9 protein-coding genes, 6 tRNA genes and 3 rRNA genes are annotated in these 18,928 nt (G+C 42.2%); 14 read left to right on the forward strand and 4 right to left on the reverse strand.

All coding sequences use genetic code 11. The features are described 5' to 3' along the window. Positions 1–25: 25 nt before the first annotated feature. From hslO to AB3219_RS05860, 14 genes are all read left to right on the forward strand, one after another. Positions 26–910, forward strand: coding sequence for an Hsp33 family molecular chaperone HslO (hslO, locus tag AB3219_RS05795; RefSeq protein WP_216754471.1), 885 nt, complete (start codon positions 26–28; stop codon positions 908–910). A gap of 129 nt (positions 911–1,039) precedes the next feature. Further along, positions 1,040–2,047, forward strand: coding sequence for a tRNA dihydrouridine synthase DusB (gene dusB, locus AB3219_RS05800; RefSeq protein ID WP_367369376.1), 1,008 nt, complete (start codon positions 1,040–1,042; stop codon positions 2,045–2,047). Positions 2,048–2,099: 52 nt separating this feature from the next. Continuing rightward, a complete protein-coding gene (gene lysS / locus AB3219_RS05805; protein WP_216754477.1) occupies positions 2,100–3,614 on the forward strand; it encodes a lysine--tRNA ligase in 1,515 nt (504 codons plus the stop codon). A 508-nt stretch (positions 3,615–4,122) separates the two neighbouring features. Continuing rightward, positions 4,123–5,700, forward strand: a 16S ribosomal RNA gene (locus AB3219_RS05810). An 87-nt stretch (positions 5,701–5,787) separates the two neighbouring features. Continuing rightward, positions 5,788–5,862 (forward strand) — tRNA-Ile (locus AB3219_RS05815). Between the two features lie 13 nt (positions 5,863–5,875). Then, positions 5,876–5,948, forward strand: a tRNA-Ala gene (locus AB3219_RS05820). Between the two features lie 181 nt (positions 5,949–6,129). Continuing rightward, positions 6,130–9,053 (forward strand): 23S ribosomal RNA (locus tag AB3219_RS05825). A gap of 92 nt (positions 9,054–9,145) precedes the next feature. Further along, positions 9,146–9,262 (forward strand): 5S ribosomal RNA (gene rrf, locus AB3219_RS05830). The 16S, 23S and 5S rRNA genes sit together here with 4 tRNA genes alongside, the layout of an rRNA operon. A 6-nt stretch (positions 9,263–9,268) precedes the next feature. Beyond that, positions 9,269–9,341, forward strand: a tRNA-Asn gene (locus AB3219_RS05835). Positions 9,342–9,394: 53 nt separating this feature from the next. Next, positions 9,395–9,467: transfer RNA gene (locus AB3219_RS05840), tRNA-Thr, on the forward strand. A gap of 115 nt (positions 9,468–9,582) precedes the next feature. After that, positions 9,583–11,061, forward strand: a complete 1,479-nt coding sequence (locus AB3219_RS05845; protein ID WP_263795014.1) for a peptide MFS transporter — start codon at positions 9,583–9,585, stop codon at positions 11,059–11,061. 116 nt (positions 11,062–11,177) lie between these two features. Next, on the forward strand, positions 11,178–11,999 hold the full coding sequence (locus AB3219_RS05850; protein WP_263795013.1) for a metallophosphoesterase: 822 nt from the start codon (positions 11,178–11,180) through the stop codon (positions 11,997–11,999). A gap of 103 nt (positions 12,000–12,102) precedes the next feature. Beyond that, a tRNA-Tyr gene (locus tag AB3219_RS05855) sits at positions 12,103–12,185 on the forward strand. A gap of 10 nt (positions 12,186–12,195) precedes the next feature. After that, positions 12,196–12,267, forward strand: a tRNA-Gln gene (locus AB3219_RS05860). Positions 12,268–12,773: 506 nt separating this feature from the next. On the opposite strand, the gene AB3219_RS05865 is transcribed toward AB3219_RS05860, so the two are convergent. From AB3219_RS05865 to asnB, 4 genes are all read right to left on the reverse strand, one after another. After that, the gene (locus AB3219_RS05865; RefSeq protein WP_367369377.1) at positions 12,774–14,012 is read right to left on the reverse strand and encodes an ISL3-like element IS1165 family transposase; all 1,239 of its coding nucleotides are present in this window, start codon (positions 14,010–14,012) and stop codon (positions 12,774–12,776) included. Positions 14,013–14,199: 187 nt separating this feature from the next. Beyond that, positions 14,200–15,681, reverse strand: a complete 1,482-nt coding sequence (locus tag AB3219_RS05870) for a UDP-N-acetylmuramoyl-L-alanyl-D-glutamate--2,6-diaminopimelate ligase (protein ID WP_263794640.1) — start codon at positions 15,679–15,681, stop codon at positions 14,200–14,202. A gap of 38 nt (positions 15,682–15,719) precedes the next feature. Beyond that, positions 15,720–16,937, reverse strand: coding sequence for an aspartate kinase (gene dapG / locus AB3219_RS05875; protein ID WP_263794639.1), 1,218 nt, complete (start codon positions 16,935–16,937; stop codon positions 15,720–15,722). An 18-nt stretch (positions 16,938–16,955) separates the two neighbouring features. Next, complete coding sequence (asnB, locus tag AB3219_RS05880) at positions 16,956–18,818, reverse strand: asparagine synthase (glutamine-hydrolyzing) (RefSeq protein ID WP_216762608.1); 1,863 nt, start codon at positions 18,816–18,818, stop codon at positions 16,956–16,958. Positions 18,819–18,928 lie beyond the last annotated feature (110 nt).

The raw sequence follows: 18,928 nt of genomic DNA on the forward strand, positions 1-18,928 counted from the left end.
GTAAAGAAAATTTTGAGGAGAAAATATGGAAGACTATTTAATCAAAAGTATTATTAATGATGGTATGTTTCGTGCTTATGTAGTCAATGGTACGAACTTGGTAAGAGAAGCACAAAAACGACATGATACTTGGAGCGCGGCAACTGCGGCACTTGGTCGATCGTTAGTTGGAACGGTTATGCTAGCATCTTCATTGCTTAAAGGCAAAGAAAAAATGACGGTTAAAATTAATGGTGGTGGTCCAGTTGGTAATATTGTGGTTGACGGTAATGCCAACGGAACAGTAAAAGGATACTTGCAAAATCCTCATGTTTCTTTGCCACTAAATGCTAAGCATCATATTGATGTTGGTAAAGCAGTTGGGGATCAGGGAACCTTTTCAGTTACTAAGGACATGGGACTAAAAGATCCGTTTACAGGCAATGTTGCCTTAGCTTCTGGAGAAATTGGGGACGACTTTACTTATTATCTTGCTCAATCTGAACAGATACCTTCTTCAGTGGGTGTTTCGGTTTTTGTTAATCCTGATGAATCAGTGGAAGTTGCCGGTGGTTTTATGATTCAGGTAATGCCTGGAGCTAGCGATGAAGCAATTGATCGATTGCAAACGACTCTAAATGATCTGCCATTAGTTTCAGAGCTCTTGCGACAGGGGAAAACGCCTGAGGATATTTTGAAATTACTATTTAAAGACGATAAGGTAAAAATTTTGGATAAGCTACCAGTTTCGTTTAAGTGTGATTGTTCTAAAGATCGATTTGCAGCTGCAATGGCCAGCTTATCCTCCAAAGAAATTGAATCGATGATTAAGGAAGATCACGGTGCCGAAGTTACGTGTCGTTTTTGTGGTAATAAATATCAGTATAATGAACTTGAATTAAAAGCAATTTTGATTAAATCACAAAATTAATTTCTATTTGGGTGAGTATTATTTATGTGTTATTATAAGCTCTGTGACTATTTTTAATAGCAGAATTTTCAAGCTGATTAATGATCGTAGTTTAAATAAATTGAAAAATAATTTAATGAGGTGAACAGAATGGAATGGCAAATTGGTGATGTTAAAATTCCTAACCAACTGGTCGTTGCACCCATGGCTGGTGTTACAAACTCAGCTTTCCGCTTAATTTGTAAAAAGTTTGGTGCTGGTCTTGTTGTTTGTGAAATGATTTCAGACCGTGGCATTATGTATAAAAATAAAAAAACGTTGAGTATGATGAATGTAGATCCACACGAGCATCCAATGAGTATTCAAATCTTTGGTGGAACCAAAGAAACATTAGTGGAAGCAGCTAAATTTGTCGATCAACATACTGCAGCAGATATTATTGATATTAATATGGGTTGCCCAGTAAATAAAGTGGTCAAAACAGAAGCTGGTGCGCGGTGGTTGTTAGATCCTAACAAAGTTTATGAAATGGTATCTTACGTGACGGATGCTGTTAAGAAACCGGTAACGGTTAAAATGCGGACCGGTTGGGATTCCGATCATATCTTTGCTGTGAAAAATGCGCTGGCTGCTGAACGTGCTGGTGCTGCTGCTTTGGCAATGCATGGACGAACACGAAAACAGATGTATACGGGTCATGCGGACTGGAATATTTTAAAACAAGTTTCTGATGAACTTACCATTCCTTTTATGGGAAATGGGGATGTCAGAACCCCAGAGAATGCCAAACGGATGCTTGATGAAGTCGGTTCTACGGCTGTGATGATTGGCCGAGCCGTTTTAGGTAATCCGTGGATGTTGCATCGTGTTTCCACTTATCTTGAAACTGGTGAATTGATTGACGAACCAGCACCAGCAGAAAAGATTAAAATTGCAAAAGAACATTTGCATGGATTGGTGGAACTTAAGGGTGACTATGTTGGTCCACGTGAGTTTAGAACCCAGGCTGCATATTACTTAAAGGGAATTTCTCATTCAGCAAGAACCAAAGTTGCACTCAATAATGCAGAGTCTGAAAAAGAAATGGACGATATTTTTGACCGTTTTGCTGAGCAACAACAAGAGCGTGCAATTAAACGACAACAAATGGCAAGATGAAACAGCACTTGCTTTTTTAATGTAAAATAGGCATCATGGATACGTGAGAATAATGGTAGAGGAGGACTTTTTAGTGGCAAAGAAAGAACAAGACATGAACGATCAACTGAGAGTTCGTCGTCAAAAAATGCAAGATTTAAGAGATCAGGGGATTGATCCATTTGGGCACGCTTTTAAGCGTACACATTTGACCAACCAACTTCATGAACAATTTGGTGAACTGTCTAAAGAAGAGCTGGAAGAAAAGGCCGTTAAGGCAACCATTGCAGGACGAATGATGTCAAAACGTGGTAAAGGTAAGGTAGGTTTTGCTGACCTGAAAGATCGTAAAGGAACTATGCAGATTTATGTGCGTAAGGATACGGTTGGTGAAGATGAGTATGCACTTTTCAAACAAGCTGATTTAGGTGACTTTATTGGGATCACTGGTGAGGTCATGAAAACTGACATGGGTGAATTAACGGTTAAGGCAACTGATCTAACGTTCTTAACCAAGGCTCTACGACCACTTCCAGATAAATATCATGGTTTACAAAACGTGGAACAGATCTATCGTCAACGCTATTTGGATCTTATTTCTAATGACGATAGCTTCGAACGCTTTATGAAACGTACTAAGATAATTAGTGCAGTTCGTAAATATTTAGATGGCTTAGACTACACAGAAGTCGAAACACCAGTGTTGCATTCACAAGCTGGTGGTGCAAATGCGCGTCCATTTATTACTCATCATAACGCACTAGATATTGACTTATATCTTCGAATCGCTTTGGAATTACATTTGAAGCGATTAATTGTGGGCGGTATGGAACGTGTTTATGAAATCGGTCGTGTATTCCGAAATGAAGGAATGGATACGCGTCATAATCCTGAATTTACTATGTTGGAAACTTATACAGCATATTTCGATTTTCATGATGTTATGGATGAAACTGAAGGTATTTTTAAGGCTGCTGTTAAGGCTGTTGCACCAGATGGTAAGATTACATTTCAGGGAACCGATCTTGATTTAAGCCAAGACTTTGCTCGTATGCATATGGTTGATGCAATTAAAAAATATACTGGGGTAGACTTTTGGCCTAAGATGAGTTTAGAAGAAGCTCGTAAATTGGCTGACGATCATAAAATTCATTATGAAGACTGGTGGCAAGTGGGTCATATCATTAATGAGTTCTTTGAACAGTTAGTTCAAGATAAACTAACACAACCAGTATTTATTTATGGACATCCAGTAGAAATTTCACCATTAGCTAAGAAAAATCCTGAAGATGCTCGCTTTACCGATCGGTTCGAACTTTATATTAAGGGCAATGAGTTTGCAAATGCCTTTACTGAATTAAATGATCCGATTGACCAACGTCAACGTTTTGAGGCTCAGGTTAAGGAACGTGAACAAGGTAATGACGAGGCTGAAGGAATCGATGAAGATTTCATTGAAGCTTTGGAATATGGAATGCCACCAACAGGCGGACTTGGAATTGGTATTGATCGTCTTGTAATGCTCTTAACTGATGCACCATCAATTCGTGATGTGCTCTTATTCCCAACAATGCGTCCGGAAAAATAAAAGAAGTGCTAGATAAATAAACTATTGCAAACTTTTTGCAAATAGTTTATTTTTTTATTTTAATAATTTTTGATATGTATAAAATGATATTTAGATCTAATACACGTACTAAAAAGTAACTATAATTCTTTGATGTTACAAATAGTTCGGATTTTCTTTCAAAATCTAGAATTGTGTTTGGTTAAAATCAATAGATGCAAATTTTGGGTATTGACCGATCGGGTATTCTTTGGTTATACTAGTACACGTTGCTTAGATAACAGCGCGTTAAACAAAAGATAATCAAAAAAGTTTTTGTTGACGTTCTTAATTAAAAATGCTATTATTATATAGCTGTCAAAAATTAAGATTGTTTTTTAAACAGCCAAGTAGACCTTTGAAAACTGAACAAAGTTTCGACGAAACAAAATGTGCAGGGTCTTCAAATGAAAATTTTGAAGCAAACAATTTGCGAAGTCAATTCGCTTTAAACAATGAAACAACAAATGAGCTTGTTAAAACTCAAGTATAATATGAGAGTTTGATCTTGGCTCAGGATGAACGCTGGCGGCGTGCCTAATACATGCAAGTCGAACGCACTTTCGTTAATTGATTTTGAGATGCTTGCATCGAAGATGATTTTAACTATAAAGTGAGTGGCGAACGGGTGAGTAACACGTGGGTAACCTGCCCAGAAGTGGGGGATAACACCTGGAAACAGATGCTAATACCGCATAACAAAATTAACCGCATGGTTGATTTTTAAAAGATGGCTTCGGCTATCACTTCTGGATGGACCCGCGGCGTATTAGCTAGTTGGTGAGATAAAGGCTCACCAAGGCAGTGATACGTAGCCGACCTGAGAGGGTAATCGGCCACATTGGGACTGAGACACGGCCCAGACTCCTACGGGAGGCAGCAGTAGGGAATCTTCCACAATGGACGCAAGTCTGATGGAGCAACGCCGCGTGAGTGATGAAGGCTTTCGGGTCGTAAAACTCTGTTGTTGGAGAAGAACGTGTGTGAGAGTAACTGCTCATGCAGTGACGGTATCCAACCAGAAAGCCACGGCTAACTACGTGCCAGCAGCCGCGGTAATACGTAGGTGGCAAGCGTTATCCGGATTTATTGGGCGTAAAGCGAGCGCAGGCGGTCTTTTAAGTCTAATGTGAAAGCCTTCGGCTTAACCGAAGAAGTGCATTGGAAACTGGGAGACTTGAGTGCAGAAGAGGAGAGTGGAACTCCATGTGTAGCGGTGAAATGCGTAGATATATGGAAGAACACCAGTGGCGAAGGCGGCTCTCTGGTCTGCAACTGACGCTGAGGCTCGAAAGCATGGGTAGCGAACAGGATTAGATACCCTGGTAGTCCATGCCGTAAACGATGAATGCTAAGTGTTGGAGGGTTTCCGCCCTTCAGTGCTGCAGCTAACGCATTAAGCATTCCGCCTGGGGAGTACGACCGCAAGGTTGAAACTCAAAAGAATTGACGGGGGCCCGCACAAGCGGTGGAGCATGTGGTTTAATTCGAAGCTACGCGAAGAACCTTACCAGGTCTTGACATCTTCTGCTAACCTAAGAGATTAGGCGTTCCCTTCGGGGACGGAATGACAGGTGGTGCATGGTTGTCGTCAGCTCGTGTCGTGAGATGTTGGGTTAAGTCCCGCAACGAGCGCAACCCTTATTATTAGTTGCCAGCATTAAGTTGGGCACTCTAGTGAGACTGCCGGTGACAAACCGGAGGAAGGTGGGGACGACGTCAAATCATCATGCCCCTTATGACCTGGGCTACACACGTGCTACAATGGACGGTACAACGAGTTGCGAGACCGCGAGGTTTAGCTAATCTCTTAAAACCGTTCTCAGTTCGGACTGCAGGCTGCAACTCGCCTGCACGAAGTTGGAATCGCTAGTAATCGCGGATCAGCATGCCGCGGTGAATACGTTCCCGGGCCTTGTACACACCGCCCGTCACACCATGAGAGTTTGTAACACCCAAAGCCGGTGGAGTAACCTTCGGGAGCTAGCCGTCTAAGGTGGGACAGATGATTGGGGTGAAGTCGTAACAAGGTAGCCGTAGGAGAACCTGCGGCTGGATCACCTCCTTTCTAAGGATATTTAGAAACGGAAACCTACACATTGTCGAAACTTTGTTTAGTTTTGAGAGGTCTACTCTCAAATGTATATACGCGCACGGGCCTATAGCTCAGCTGGTTTAGAGCGCACGCCTGATAAGCGTGAGGTCGATGGTTCAAGTCCATTTAGGCCCATAGATACATTTTTGGGGAATTAGCTCAGCTGGGAGAGCGCCTGCCTTGCACGCAGGAGGTCAGCGGTTCGATCCCGCTATTCTCCATTGACGGTTTTACCGTCGAATTTGTTCTTTGAAAACTAAATAATATCGAAAAATTTTCTAATTTTAATTATTTATTATAATGTAATTAAACCGAGAACACTGCGTTTTATAGAGTTTTAAAACAAGATTAGTTCAAAAAATAATCGCTAAACTCAAAACCACTTTACCGCAGGTAAAGTTAGGTTAAGTTATAAAGGGCGCATGGTGAATGCCTTGGTACTAGGAGCCGATGAAGGACGGGACTAACACCGATATGCTTCGGGGAGCTGTAAGTAAGCTTTGATCCGGAGATTTCCGAATGGGGAAACCCAACAACATTAATCCGTTGTTACCACCACGTGAATACATAACGTGGTTGGAGGTAGACGCGGGGAACTGAAACATCTCAGTACCCGCAGGAAGAGAAAGAAATATCGATTCCCTAAGTAGCGGCGAGCGAACGGGGAACAGCCCAAACCAGGAAGCTTGCTTCCTGGGGTTGTAGGACTGAACATTTGAGTTACCAAAGATTTTCATAGCCGAACAGTCTGGGAAGACTGGCCAGAGCGGGTGATAGCCCCGTAGGCAAAATGAAGATCCCTCAGTTCAGGATCCTGAGTACGGCGGAACACGTGTAACTCCGTCGGAATCCGGGAGGACCATCTCCCAAGGCTAAATACTCCCCAGTGACCGATAGTGAACCAGTACCGTGAGGGAAAGGTGAAAAGCACCCCGGAAGGGGAGTGAAACAGTTCTTGAAACCATGTGCCTACAAGAAGTCAGAGCCCGTTAAGGGGTGATGGCGTGCCTTTTGTAGAATGAACCGGCGAGTTACGTTTACATGCCAGGTTAAGTTGAAAAAACGGAGCCGCAGCGAAAGCGAGTCTGAATAGGGCGACTGAGTATGTAGATGTAGACCCGAAACCAAGTGACCTACCCATGTCCAGGTTGAAGGTGCGGTAAAACGCACTGGAGGACCGAACTCGTGTACGTTGAAAAGTGCTGAGATGAGGTGTGGGTAGCGGTGAAATTCCAAACGAACTTGGAGATAGCTGGTTCTCTCCGAAATAGCTTTAGGGCTAGCCTCGGATTAAGGATCATGGAGGTAGAGCCACTGTTTGGACTAGGGGCCCGTCTTGGGTTACTGAATTCAGATAAACTCCGAATGCCATTGATTTATGTCCGGGAGTCAGACGGTGAGTGATAAGATCCATCGTCGAAAGGGGAACAGCCCAGACCACCAGTTAAGGTCCCTAAATATATGTTAAGTGGAAAAGGATGTGGAGTTGCATAGACAACTAGGATGTTGGCTCAGAAGCAGCCATCATTTAAAGAGTGCGTAATAGCTCACTAGTCGAGTGATTCTGCGCCGAAAATGTACCGGGGCTTAAACATATTACCGAGACTGTGGATGCCACCGTAAGGTGGCGTGATAGGAGAGCGTTCTAAGGGCAACGAAGGCAGACCGTGAGGACTGTTGGAGCGCTTAGAAGTGAGAATGCCGGTATGAGTAGCGAAAGACAGGTGAGAATCCTGTCCACCGAATGACTAAGGTTTCCTGGGGAAGGCTCGTCCACCCAGGGTTAGTCGGGACCTAAGTCGAGGCCGAGAGGCGTAGACGATGGATAACAGGTTGAGATTCCTGTACTAGTTAAACTTGTTTGAACAATGGAGGGACGCAGGAGGCTAAGGAATGCGCACGGTTGGATATGTGCGCCCAAGCAGCAAGTCTGATTGAGAGTTAAATGCTTTCAGTCTTAAGGACAAGCTGTGATGGGGAGTGAAATTTAAAGTAACGAAGTTCCTGATGTCACACTGCCGAGAAAAGCTTCTAGTTAGAGTTTAACTACCCGTACCGCAAACCGACACAGGTAGTCGAGGAGAGTATCCTCAGGTGAGCGAGAGAACTCTCGTTAAGGAACTCGGCAAAATGACCCCGTAACTTCGGAAGAAGGGGTGCTGATCGCAAGATCAGCCGCAGTGAATAGGCCCAGGCGACTGTTTATCAAAAACACAGGTTTCTGCAAAATCGTAAGATGACGTATAGGGGCTGACGCCTGCCCGGTGCTGGAAGGTTAAGTGAATGAGTTAGCTTCGGCGAAGCTTTGAAATGAAGCCCCAGTAAACGGCGGCCGTAACTATAACGGTCCTAAGGTAGCGAAATTCCTTGTCGGGTAAGTTCCGACCCGCACGAAAGGCGTAACGATCTGGGCACTGTCTCAACGAGAGACTCGGTGAAATTATAATACCCGTGAAGATGCGGGTTACCCGCGACAGGACGGAAAGACCCCATGGAGCTTTACTGTAGCTTGATATTGAGTGTTTGTACAGCTTGTACAGGATAGGTAGGAGCCATAGAAACCGGAACGCTAGTTTCGGTGGAGGCGTTGGTGGGATACTACCCTCGCTGTATGAACCCTCTAACTCGCGCCACTAAGCGTGGCGGAAGACAGTGTCAGGTGGGCAGTTTGACTGGGGCGGTCGCCTCCTAAAGAGTAACGGAGGCGCCCAAAGGTTCTCTCAGAATGGTTGGAAATCATTCGCTGAGTGTAAAGGCAGAAGAGAGCTTGACTGCGAGACAGACAGGTCGAGCAGGGACGAAAGTCGGGCTTAGTGATCCGGTGGTACCGTATGGAAGGGCCATCGCTCAACGGATAAAAGCTACCCTGGGGATAACAGGCTTATCTCCCCCAAGAGTTCACATCGACGGGGAGGTTTGGCACCTCGATGTCGGCTCATCGCATCCTGGGGCTGTAGTCGGTCCCAAGGGTTGGGCTGTTCGCCCATTAAAGCGGTACGCGAGCTGGGTTCAGAACGTCGTGAGACAGTTCGGTCCCTATCCGTCGCGGGCGTAGGAAATTTGCGAGGATCTGTCCTTAGTACGAGAGGACCGGGATGGACATACCGCTGGTGTACCAGTTGTTCCGCCAGGAGCATCGCTGGGTAGCTATGTATGGATGAGATAAACGCTGAAAGCATCTAAGTGTGAAACTCGCCTCAAGATGAGATTTCCCATTCCATTTATGGAAGTAAGACCCCTGAGAGATGATCAGGTAGATAGGTTGGGAGTGGAAGTGTAGTGATACATGGAGCGGACCAATACTAATCGGTCGAGGACTTAACCACAAAGTGGTGTTCTCAAAGAGAAGGATTCGATATTATTTAGTTTTGAGAGAATAAATTTCTTTCACACGAGCCACGAAGGTGGATCGGAGAAGTGTGGTGGCGATAGCGAGAAGGATACACCTGTTCCCATGTCGAACACAGAAGTTAAGCTTCTTAGCGCCGAGAGTAGTTGGGGGATCGCTCCCTGCGAGGGTAGGACGTTGCCATGCGAATATTCCGGCATAGCTCAGTTGGTAGAGCCCCTGACTGTTAATCAGGTTGTCGACGGTTCGAGTCCGCCTGCCGGAGTAGTGATAGATGTTAACCTTCTCAATTGAAAGTTAGCATCTTTTTCTATACCTGCCGGCTTAGCTCAGTTGGTAGAGCATCGGTATCGTAAACCGAGGGTCGGGTGTTCAAGTCGCCTAGCCGGCATTGAGAAAGACACCGCTTATGGTGTCTTTTGTTATTTTTAGGAGTATTTGGGAAGCTTCACTACTAAAAATAATGCACATTTTATTACCAAGAGATGTTTGGAGGAAGAAATAAATTGAATAACCAAAGCGATGTAAGCAATGACAAGTCCTTCTTTGGGCAACCACGAGGATTATCGACATTGTTCTTTACGGAGATGTGGGAACGTTTCAGCTACTATGGTATGCGTGCCATTCTGCTGTTTTATATGTATTATGCGGTATCAAAGGGTGGACTTGGCTTTAGCCAAACTACTTCTGCTTCTGTGATGTCCATCTATGGTTCACTGGTTTATCTAACTAGTATAATTGGCGGATTTGTCAGTGACCGTATATTGGGACCAAGAAAAACAGTATTTTGGGGTGGCGTTTTCATTATGTTAGGTCATATTGCCCTAGCATTGCCGTTTGGTGCCCCAGCGCTGTTTATCTCAATTGCTCTGATTGTTGTGGGAACTGGATTACTAAAACCAAATGTTTCTGAAATGGTTGGGGGCTTATATACAGAAGAAGATATTCGCCGTGATTCCGGCTTTAGTATTTTTGTTTTCGGAATTAACTTGGGTGCTTTAATCGCGCCGTTACTCGTTGGTTGGGTTGGTGCCCATGTAAACTTTCACGTTGGCTTCTCACTGGCAGCTATTGGAATGTTCTTTGGTCTTCTTCAATATTATTTGGGCGGAAAGAAATATTTGAGTAAGGATAGTTTATATCCTTCCGACCCGCTTGAACCTGAAGATGCACATAAGCTTGGTTGGCAAGTTACTGTTGGTGTCGTAATATTTGCATTGATTCTCGGCGTTATGAAACTTGCAAATGCCATGACGATCGATAACGTTGTGTTACTTTTAAGTCTGGTTGCGGTGGCAACACCAATCATTTATTTCGTGTTAATTTTCTCAAGTAATAAAGTTACGAAAATAGAACGATCTCGCCTTTGGGCTTACGTCCCATTGTTCATTGCCGCCGTTATTTTCTGGGCAATTGAAGAGCAAGGATCGGTTGTTCTTGCTTTATATGCGGCACAGCGAACACAATTGCATTTAGGACCAATTACATTGGCTGCTTCTCAGTTTCAGTCTTTGAATCCATTATTTATTATGCTATACACACCATTCTTTGCTTGGATGTGGCTTAAGATGGGAAACAAGCAACCTACTTCTCCACATAAGTTTGCATATGGTTTGGCGTTTGCCGGAATTTCATATTTGTTTATTGCTTTACCCGGTATTTTATTTGGAACAGCTGGAAAAGTTAATCCATTGTGGTTAGTGGGAAGCTGGGCTATTGTTGAAGTAGGTGAAATGTTAATTTCTCCTATTGGCCTTTCTGTTACCACAAAATTAGCTCCCAAAGCTTTCAGTTCTCAGATGATGAGTATGTGGTTCTTAGCAGATGCTGCTGGCCAGGCAATCAACGCACAGATTGTTCGTTTTTATACCAATGCAACAGAAGTTCCTTACTTCTTGATTGTTGGTGCGGTCAGCATTGTTTTCGGCTTGCTATTGCTCTTGATGTCCAAATGGATTTCTTCCAAGATGGCAGGTATCAACTAAATAAAGATTTTTTAGATCAGTTTTTTAAAACTGGTCTTTTTTAATACAGTTTGAAAGACAATTTTGAGTAATTAAGGTAGAATTAAAACCTACGAAAATTAAAAAGAAGGTAAATTATGAAAATTGCCATGACGAGTGATAATCATTTTGATGTGAATCGACTAGATGTCACTGAAACATTAAAACAGCAGGCAGAATTTTTGGCAAATCAGAATGTTTCTTTATATTTAATTGCTGGTGATTTATTTAATGATTTTGAAAAAAGTCTTACTTATGTACAGAATTTACAAAATGAATTAGGTGGTCAAACACTAGTGAAATTTATTGCTGGAAATCATGACATGGTACATGGCGTTACATTTGAAGAACTAGAGAGCAATATTGGAACTGGCTATCTACATAACCAGTATTTAGATTTGCCAGGAACCGATTGGCGAATTATTGGTAATAACGGTTGGTATGATTATAGTTTTGCAACTAATGTTAAAGGGAAAACGGCGGATAACTTTGCAACTTGGAAACGTGCTTACTGGATAGATGGCGTTATTCAGCAACCAATGTCCGATGCTGGACGAATGACGCTTGTTTTAGATGAGACTACTCAACAACTTAAAAGTGCTCAGAAGGCGCGTAAACACGTTCTGTACTTCACTCATTTTGTTCCACGCCAGGATTATATTCGCTATGCACCACAAGGAAATTTGTGGAATATGGCTAATGCTTATATGGGAAGTCCCAAACTAGGGAAACTGCTTGAGAGTTATAAAGTAGCACGTGTCCTTTTTGGTCATATGCATATTCACCCGCAAGCACAACTTTTTGAACAAACCACTTATTACAATCAATCAGTTGGGTATCACACCAAACGAATCAATGAATGGCAAAAAGATAATTTTATGGCTGAATGGCGATCACGACTGGCTTTCTTGGAGGTTTGAAAAAAGAAATTTAAGAAAATTTGCTAAAACCCCTTGATATTTGTTCAAATTTTCGGTATTATATTTTAGTCGGATGCGTTAAGAAATTAAGGCAATTCAAAAGGGAAGGGTAGCGAAGTCTGGCTAAACGCGGCGGACTGTAAATCCGCTCCTTCGGGTTCGGTGGTTCGAATCCACTCCCTTCCATTTTTATGAATGGGCTATAGCCAAGCGGTAAGGCATCGGGTTTTGATCCCGAGATGCGATGGTTCGATCCCATCTAGCCCAATATTAAAAATAAAAGCTGTTGTACAACATTTAATTGTTGTATAACAGCTTTTATTATTGGCTTTCATTAAATTTCTGTTGAAGAATTAAATATACCAAACAGCATTGTAAACGAAACAATGTTTTGCTAATTTGATGAGAAAATGGTGTCTTAGTGCTAGTTGCAGGGTTCTTAGTTGTGTTGTTGGTAGATGTGCTGTATATTAGGAAAGGGTCGTTCTGAACTATTTCCATTAAAGCCTTTGTGATGTGGATGCTTTTGAGATTAGTATCTGGTGGAATTAATTATTTCTTCAATTTAAAAAAAGAGTGCTAATCATGAAAGATTTTCGGAAGCTTGTCAAATGGTGTTGAAGGATAGTTTCTATCCTTTGGAGATCTCCTCGTGTGGGAGATCTTTTTTGTTGTTTTATTAGTTGCGGCGTTTAATCTGGTGTGTTGTCTGAATATCGTACTTGAAGGCATAACAAATAAGCCTACCATCGTGACGTTATTGTGGTAGATAATCTAGGCAATCAGCTGGTAGACGCGTGTGAACATATTGGCCTGATTGGAGAAGCCATAACAAGCATGTTTGAGCTCCTTGATCTTACGGTTGATGCCCTCTATCGGTCCGTTAGAGTAGGACGATTTGGCGGCGTTAATTACGCCATTAAGATTCTTTTGTAGGGTATGCATGGCCATATCTAGGGGCGTGCCGTTAGGCTGATAGTTAGTGATGATATTCTTGAGTTCATTAGCGTGACGCCCCATCAAAGCATCGTGGAGATCGATGTAGGTTTCATAAGCTGTTTTGAAGGCCGGAAACGTATCGGTTCCAATATCAATAGCGTTCTGTTCGGTCGAGTACTCATTCAGGCCGAAGAGGTAGCGGCTCTTTTGTGCGTCAGGGTTGGCCTTGTGGAATAGGCGCCATAGTGATTTCAGTACTTTATATTCCCGCGAATGCTTGTCGAGTTGCTTTAAACATTGAGTGCGAATGGTATCCATCGTCCGGCCCATTAATTGAATAATGTGGAACCGATCAATAATGAGTTCGGCGTTAGGGAATAGTTCGTGCACGAATGCCTGATAGGAGGCGTTCATGTCCATGATGACGCGTTGAACCGCGGCCCGTTCTGCGGTGCTGTACTGACTAAGAAAGAACTGTTTGATGGTTCTATTAAGGCGGTCGCTAAGTACTTTAACTGATTTGTGAGTGTCGGCGTCAATGCAAATAAACGACATGGAGCCGTGCGTGGAACGGAATTCATCAAAGCATAGATTAATCGGTAGCCGGCGGCTCGCGTGTGGATGAATATTAGCCGTCAAAATACGCTGAACTGAGTTTGTCGAAATACCGGTGAGACTGGCGATAGTCTTAGCTGGGAGTGATTTACTGGCTAGCTTCAGCACATGAGTCGCTAGTCCGTGACCGATGGCGTGGTTGGTTGATACCACTGGAGTGGTGGCCGTACAAGTGCTATGGCAGTTACTACAACGCCAGCGTTGCTTGTTTAGCTCTAGAATTACGGGCCGGTCCATGGGTCCTGCAATGTGGACATGAGTGAGCTTGTGTCCGTTAGGGTGCAACGTATTGTATCCACAGCTGGGACAGCGCCTGAGTGTGTAGGTAAGCTCTGCCTGGATGACCAAATACTTTTTGCGACCCGAGCCCCGACCATGAAATTCCTCACGAGTACCGAACACCTGAATGTTTGTGTCTGTAATTCCCAGTAATTTAAGTGTATTATCCAGTTGAGACATCTATTCCTACCCCGCTTATCTTGAGTTTCGTCGCTTAAAGCATAGCACTAGGGAGGCTTAGATACCTTTTTTGTTATCAAAAAGGGCCTAGTACTTTTGGAATGGAAATACTTTCCAACACCAAAAATTCTAGACCCAGATTTTCAAATTCACGATCAGCACTCTATTTATTTTTTGGCAAGCAGCATTAATCTGCCACTGGTTTTAGTGCAAGGGCCTTTGCTGCTTCTTCACAATCATCAAAATGATGCTTTGTTTGTCCAATAATTTGATAATCTTCGTGACCTTTACCAGCAATCAAGATTACGTCACCAGATTTAGCCGACTCAACAGCTTTATTAATGGCTTCACGACGATCTACGTAGACTTGGGGAGTGGCATTGGGAACCCCAGCAAGCATGTCATTTAAAATTTCTTGTGGATCTTCAGTACGTGGATTATCAGAAGTAAAAATGGGTTTTGTGCTGTAATCAACGGCTATTTTAGCCATTTTGGGACGTTTACCATTATCACGATCACCACCGCAACCAATCACACAGTAAATGTCTTTCTTAGCAAAGGTTTGAATCGTTTTTAGGTCGTTCAATAAACTGTCTGGAGTGTGTGAATAATCCACAATCACCCGTACACCAGTATGTGATGGAATCGATTGGAAACGGCCCTTAACGCCGGTAACCTTTTCTAATGATGCAATGATTTGTGCTTCTGGTAGCCCACCAGCATAGGCGGCTGCAAAAGCGGCCAGTAAATTGTAGACGTTAAACTGGCCAATGAGTTTTGTAGTGATGTGCGTAAGCTGACCAAACACAGATAAATCAAATTCAGTACCATGACTATAAATTTCAATATTTTGAGCTCTAATCATCGCATCAGCATTTAACCCATAAGTGAGCACATGAGCTGCTGTAAACTGTTCAAACTCACGGCCAACTGGATCATCGGTGTTTAAAACGGCTACTTTAGTTGTGCCATCTAAATTATATTTATTACCAAGTTGAGCAAATAGCATACTTTTTGCCTGTGTATAATTTGCCATTGTCTTATGAAAGTCTAGGTGATCTCGAGTTAAGTTAGTAAAAACTGCCACATCATAATCAATGCCCCAGACACGTCCCAAAACTAAAGCAATAGAAGAAACCTCCATTGAAACTGTTTTAACACCGGCATCACGTATTTGAGCTAACGTTTTTTGAGTGGTAATTGCATCCGGAGTCGTGTTGGCAGTTGGAAACGTTTGGTCATTGATGCGACGATACATAGTACCCATTAAACCGGTGGCCTGGTCTTGATCACGATAAATTTGATCAATTAAATGAGTGACGGTTGTCTTTCCATTTGTCCCAGTGACACCGATCATGTGCATTTTTTGACTGGGAGCTTCATAAAAGACATAGGCTAGAATTGCCATGGCTCGTTCTGTATTTTGCACATAAATAACAGGAACTGTAACGTCAATTTTTTTCTGGGCCACGATAATCTTGGCACCTTTTTTGACAGCTTGTTTAACCAGTGTGTGCCCATCAACATGGTAACCGGCCACAGCAATAAACATGGCACCCGGTTGGATTTCACGGGTATCCTGTGTCAACATGGTTACTTCAAAATCGGTAGTAACAGCAGGTTGTACTTGTTTGAATTTTAAACTATTAATTAATTTGCTAACTTTCATTAAAACAACTCCTTTTATTTCTGCACTTGCTTGTCTATTTATTGTGCGACCGTGAATTGATGATTTCGTAAAAATTCATCATGAAGACCATTTAAAGCGGCCGTTAAATCAGTCTTTTTAATCAGAATCCAAATGGTCGTATAACTATCAGCAGACTGTAAAATATCAATGTGTCGTTTAGCTAAAGCATTCACAATTCGGGCCGTGATTCCGGGTGTACCGGTAATTCCAGCTCCAACAATTGCTACTTTTGCACAATTTGAAACAGTTTGATATTTGGCTCCAGCATTGGTTAAAATTTTTTCAGCAAGTTCTGTGCAACTCTGCGGTAGGTTAAAGACTACCGAATTGGGAGTGATATTAATAAAATCAATGCTTAGCTTTTGAGTAGCCATAAGCTGAAAAATTTGTCCTGAAGTTAAAACGGTTGTCGTAACAGAAAACTGAGTTAAATCCGTTTGACTAGTAAGACCAGTCACCGTACGGTAATGTGAAATCGTAGGTGTTTCTTCACCAACTAACGTTCCTAAATCCTCAGGTTGTTGATAGGTTGCACGAATTCGCATTGATAGATTTGCCTGTTTTGCAATTTCTACTGCACGGGGATGAATAACGCGCGCACCGTTATGAGCCAAATTTGCAAGTTCGTCATAACTAATGGTTTTAATGCAACGGGCTTTTTTTACTAGCTGAGGGTCGGCGGTCATAATACCCGCAACATCGGTAAAAATATCGACTTGCTTTGCTTTTAGCGCCATGCCAAGGATCGCTGCGGAAACATCGGAGCCTCCGCGACCAATAGTGGTGATTTCGCCATCTTTTGTTGCACCTTGAAACCCGGCAACTACAACGACGTCAACAGTTTTGAAAGCTTTTTTAATGGGAGTAGGATCAACATTTAATATTTTGGTATTTTGAAATTCATCATCGGTAACAATGCCAGCTTCACGGCCAGTCAATGCGATTGCATTTAACCCGGCCTCACGAGTTTCTTCTGTAAATACAGTGGCGGATACGATTTCACCAACAGAAACTAACATATCAAGTTCACGAGTGGATAGTTTGGACTGATCATTATGAACCAGATTTAAAAGACCATCCGTTGTATAGGATGCACCGGGTTCACGAAAGGCCGAGACCACAACCACAACTTTTTTACCCTGTTCAATTGCATATTTGACATGAACTAGTGCCTGTTTTCTGGCGGTTGAATCCTTGACAGAAGTGCCACCGAATTTTTGAATAACAATTTCCATTTAGTCTATACCAGCTCTCTACTGTTTCTTTGGTTCGAATTCTTCAACATAAATTTTGTGCCACATCATAAAGGTAAGGATTGTCCACAATTTTCGAGAATTGTCAGCAACACCATCTCGATGATCATCTAATAGTTTTAAAAAGTAATTTTTATCAAAATATTGTTCAGTTTGAGATTCCTGAATAATCGTGCGTGCCCAGTCATACATTTCATTTTTAAGCCAAAAACGAATAGGAACTGGGAAACCAAGTTTTTTACGATGTAGAACATGGTCGGGCACAATTCCTTCAACAGCTTTGCGTAAAATATATTTCGTTGTGCCATGGCTAATGCGCAAATCGGCAGGAATACTAGCAGCAACTTTGAAAACTTCACGATCAACAAAGGGAATTCGTAACTCCAAACTGTGTGCCATGGTTGTGCGATCCGCATTGTGTAATAGATCACCATTTAGCCAAGTGTGCATATCAATAAACTGCATTCTTGTAATCGGGTCGTATTGTGCAGATTCATCGTAAAAGGGCTTGGTAATTTTTTGAAAAGGATGATTAGTGTTGTAATTTTTAAAGAAAGCACGTTTTTCTTTTTCGTTAAAGATGAAGGCATTTCCTACATATCGTTTCTCCATTGGGACGGTTCCTCGTAAAAGAAAGGATCGTCCTTTAACACCCTTAGGAATTAATTGAGCAATGTAGTTCAAAGCGCCATTTATTGGCCGAGTATAATTAAAGAGTTTTAGTGATTCAGGTTCATGATAAATGGTGTAACCACCGAATAATTCATCCGCACCTTCACCAGTAAGTGCAACCTTAACGTGTTTGACCGCCTCTTTAGCTAGGAAATATTGTGGCACAGCGGCCGGATCAGCTAATGGATCGTCCATACTCCAAACAAACTTAGGAAAAGCCTCCATAAATGCTTCCGGTGTAATCAAGCTGCTGTAATTTTTAACCCCTAATTTATCAGCTGTTTCTTGGGCGACATCTAATTCGCTGTAGCCTTCACGTTCAAACCCGACTGAAATTGTTTCTAGATGGGGGTTTAAGTTCTTGGCCATTGCGACGATGATTGACGAATCAATTCCGCCCGATAAGAATGAACCAACGGGGACGTCAGAGCGCATATGCATCTTGACAGAATCTTGTAAAACCTCACGAATTTTTTTGGTGTAAACTGCTTCAGATTCGTTTGTGGGATGAAATTCACGATGATAATAGCGATTAATCAATGGTGTTTTGCCAATTTGTTTAGTTAATGTACAACCAGGAGATAGAATTTTAATTTCTTTAGTTAACGTTTCCGGTTCTGGAACAAACTGAAAGGTCATGTAATCTTGCAAGGCATCTTGATCCAGAGTTTTGTGCGCTAGGATTTTGTAAATGGCTTTACTTTCTGAAGCGTAGAACAACTGATCATTTTGGATGGCGTAGTAAAATGGCTTGATCCCAAATTGATCACGAGCTGCAAAAAATGTTTGTTCCTTCTTATCCCAAATGACAAAGGCAAACATCCCACGTAAGTACTTGGTAACATCCGCATGATACTTGGCATATAAAGCTAAAATAACTTCTGAATCTGATTCTGTTTTGAAGGTGTAACCTTCTTTAATCAAATCGTTACGCAATTCAACAAAGTTATAAATTTCACCATTAAAAGTTAACCAATAACGTTCGTTATCATAAGATAATGGTTGATGACCGCCATCCAAATCAATGATACTTAACCGACGAAATCCCATAGTGATGTGGTCATCTTCGAAGTAGCCACTATCGTCTGGTCCTCGGTGAACCAACATGTTTGTCATTTCATGAACCGTATTGTTTTCAGTTTGACCGTCAATCTTTGATATGTCGTTCAAACATCCTGCGAATCCACACATACGTCCATCTCCTCTTTTCGTTTTATCTAACTTTCTGTTTTTGACTATAAATGAGTCAGATTAAATTAACTTTAAAAAACACCACAAATCAGTGGTTAATTTGATTTTAG

Origin of the sequence: Pediococcus ethanolidurans (assembly GCF_964062635.1) — a bacterium.
In the GTDB taxonomy this organism is placed as follows: Bacteria; Bacillota; Bacilli; order Lactobacillales; family Lactobacillaceae; genus Pediococcus; species Pediococcus ethanolidurans.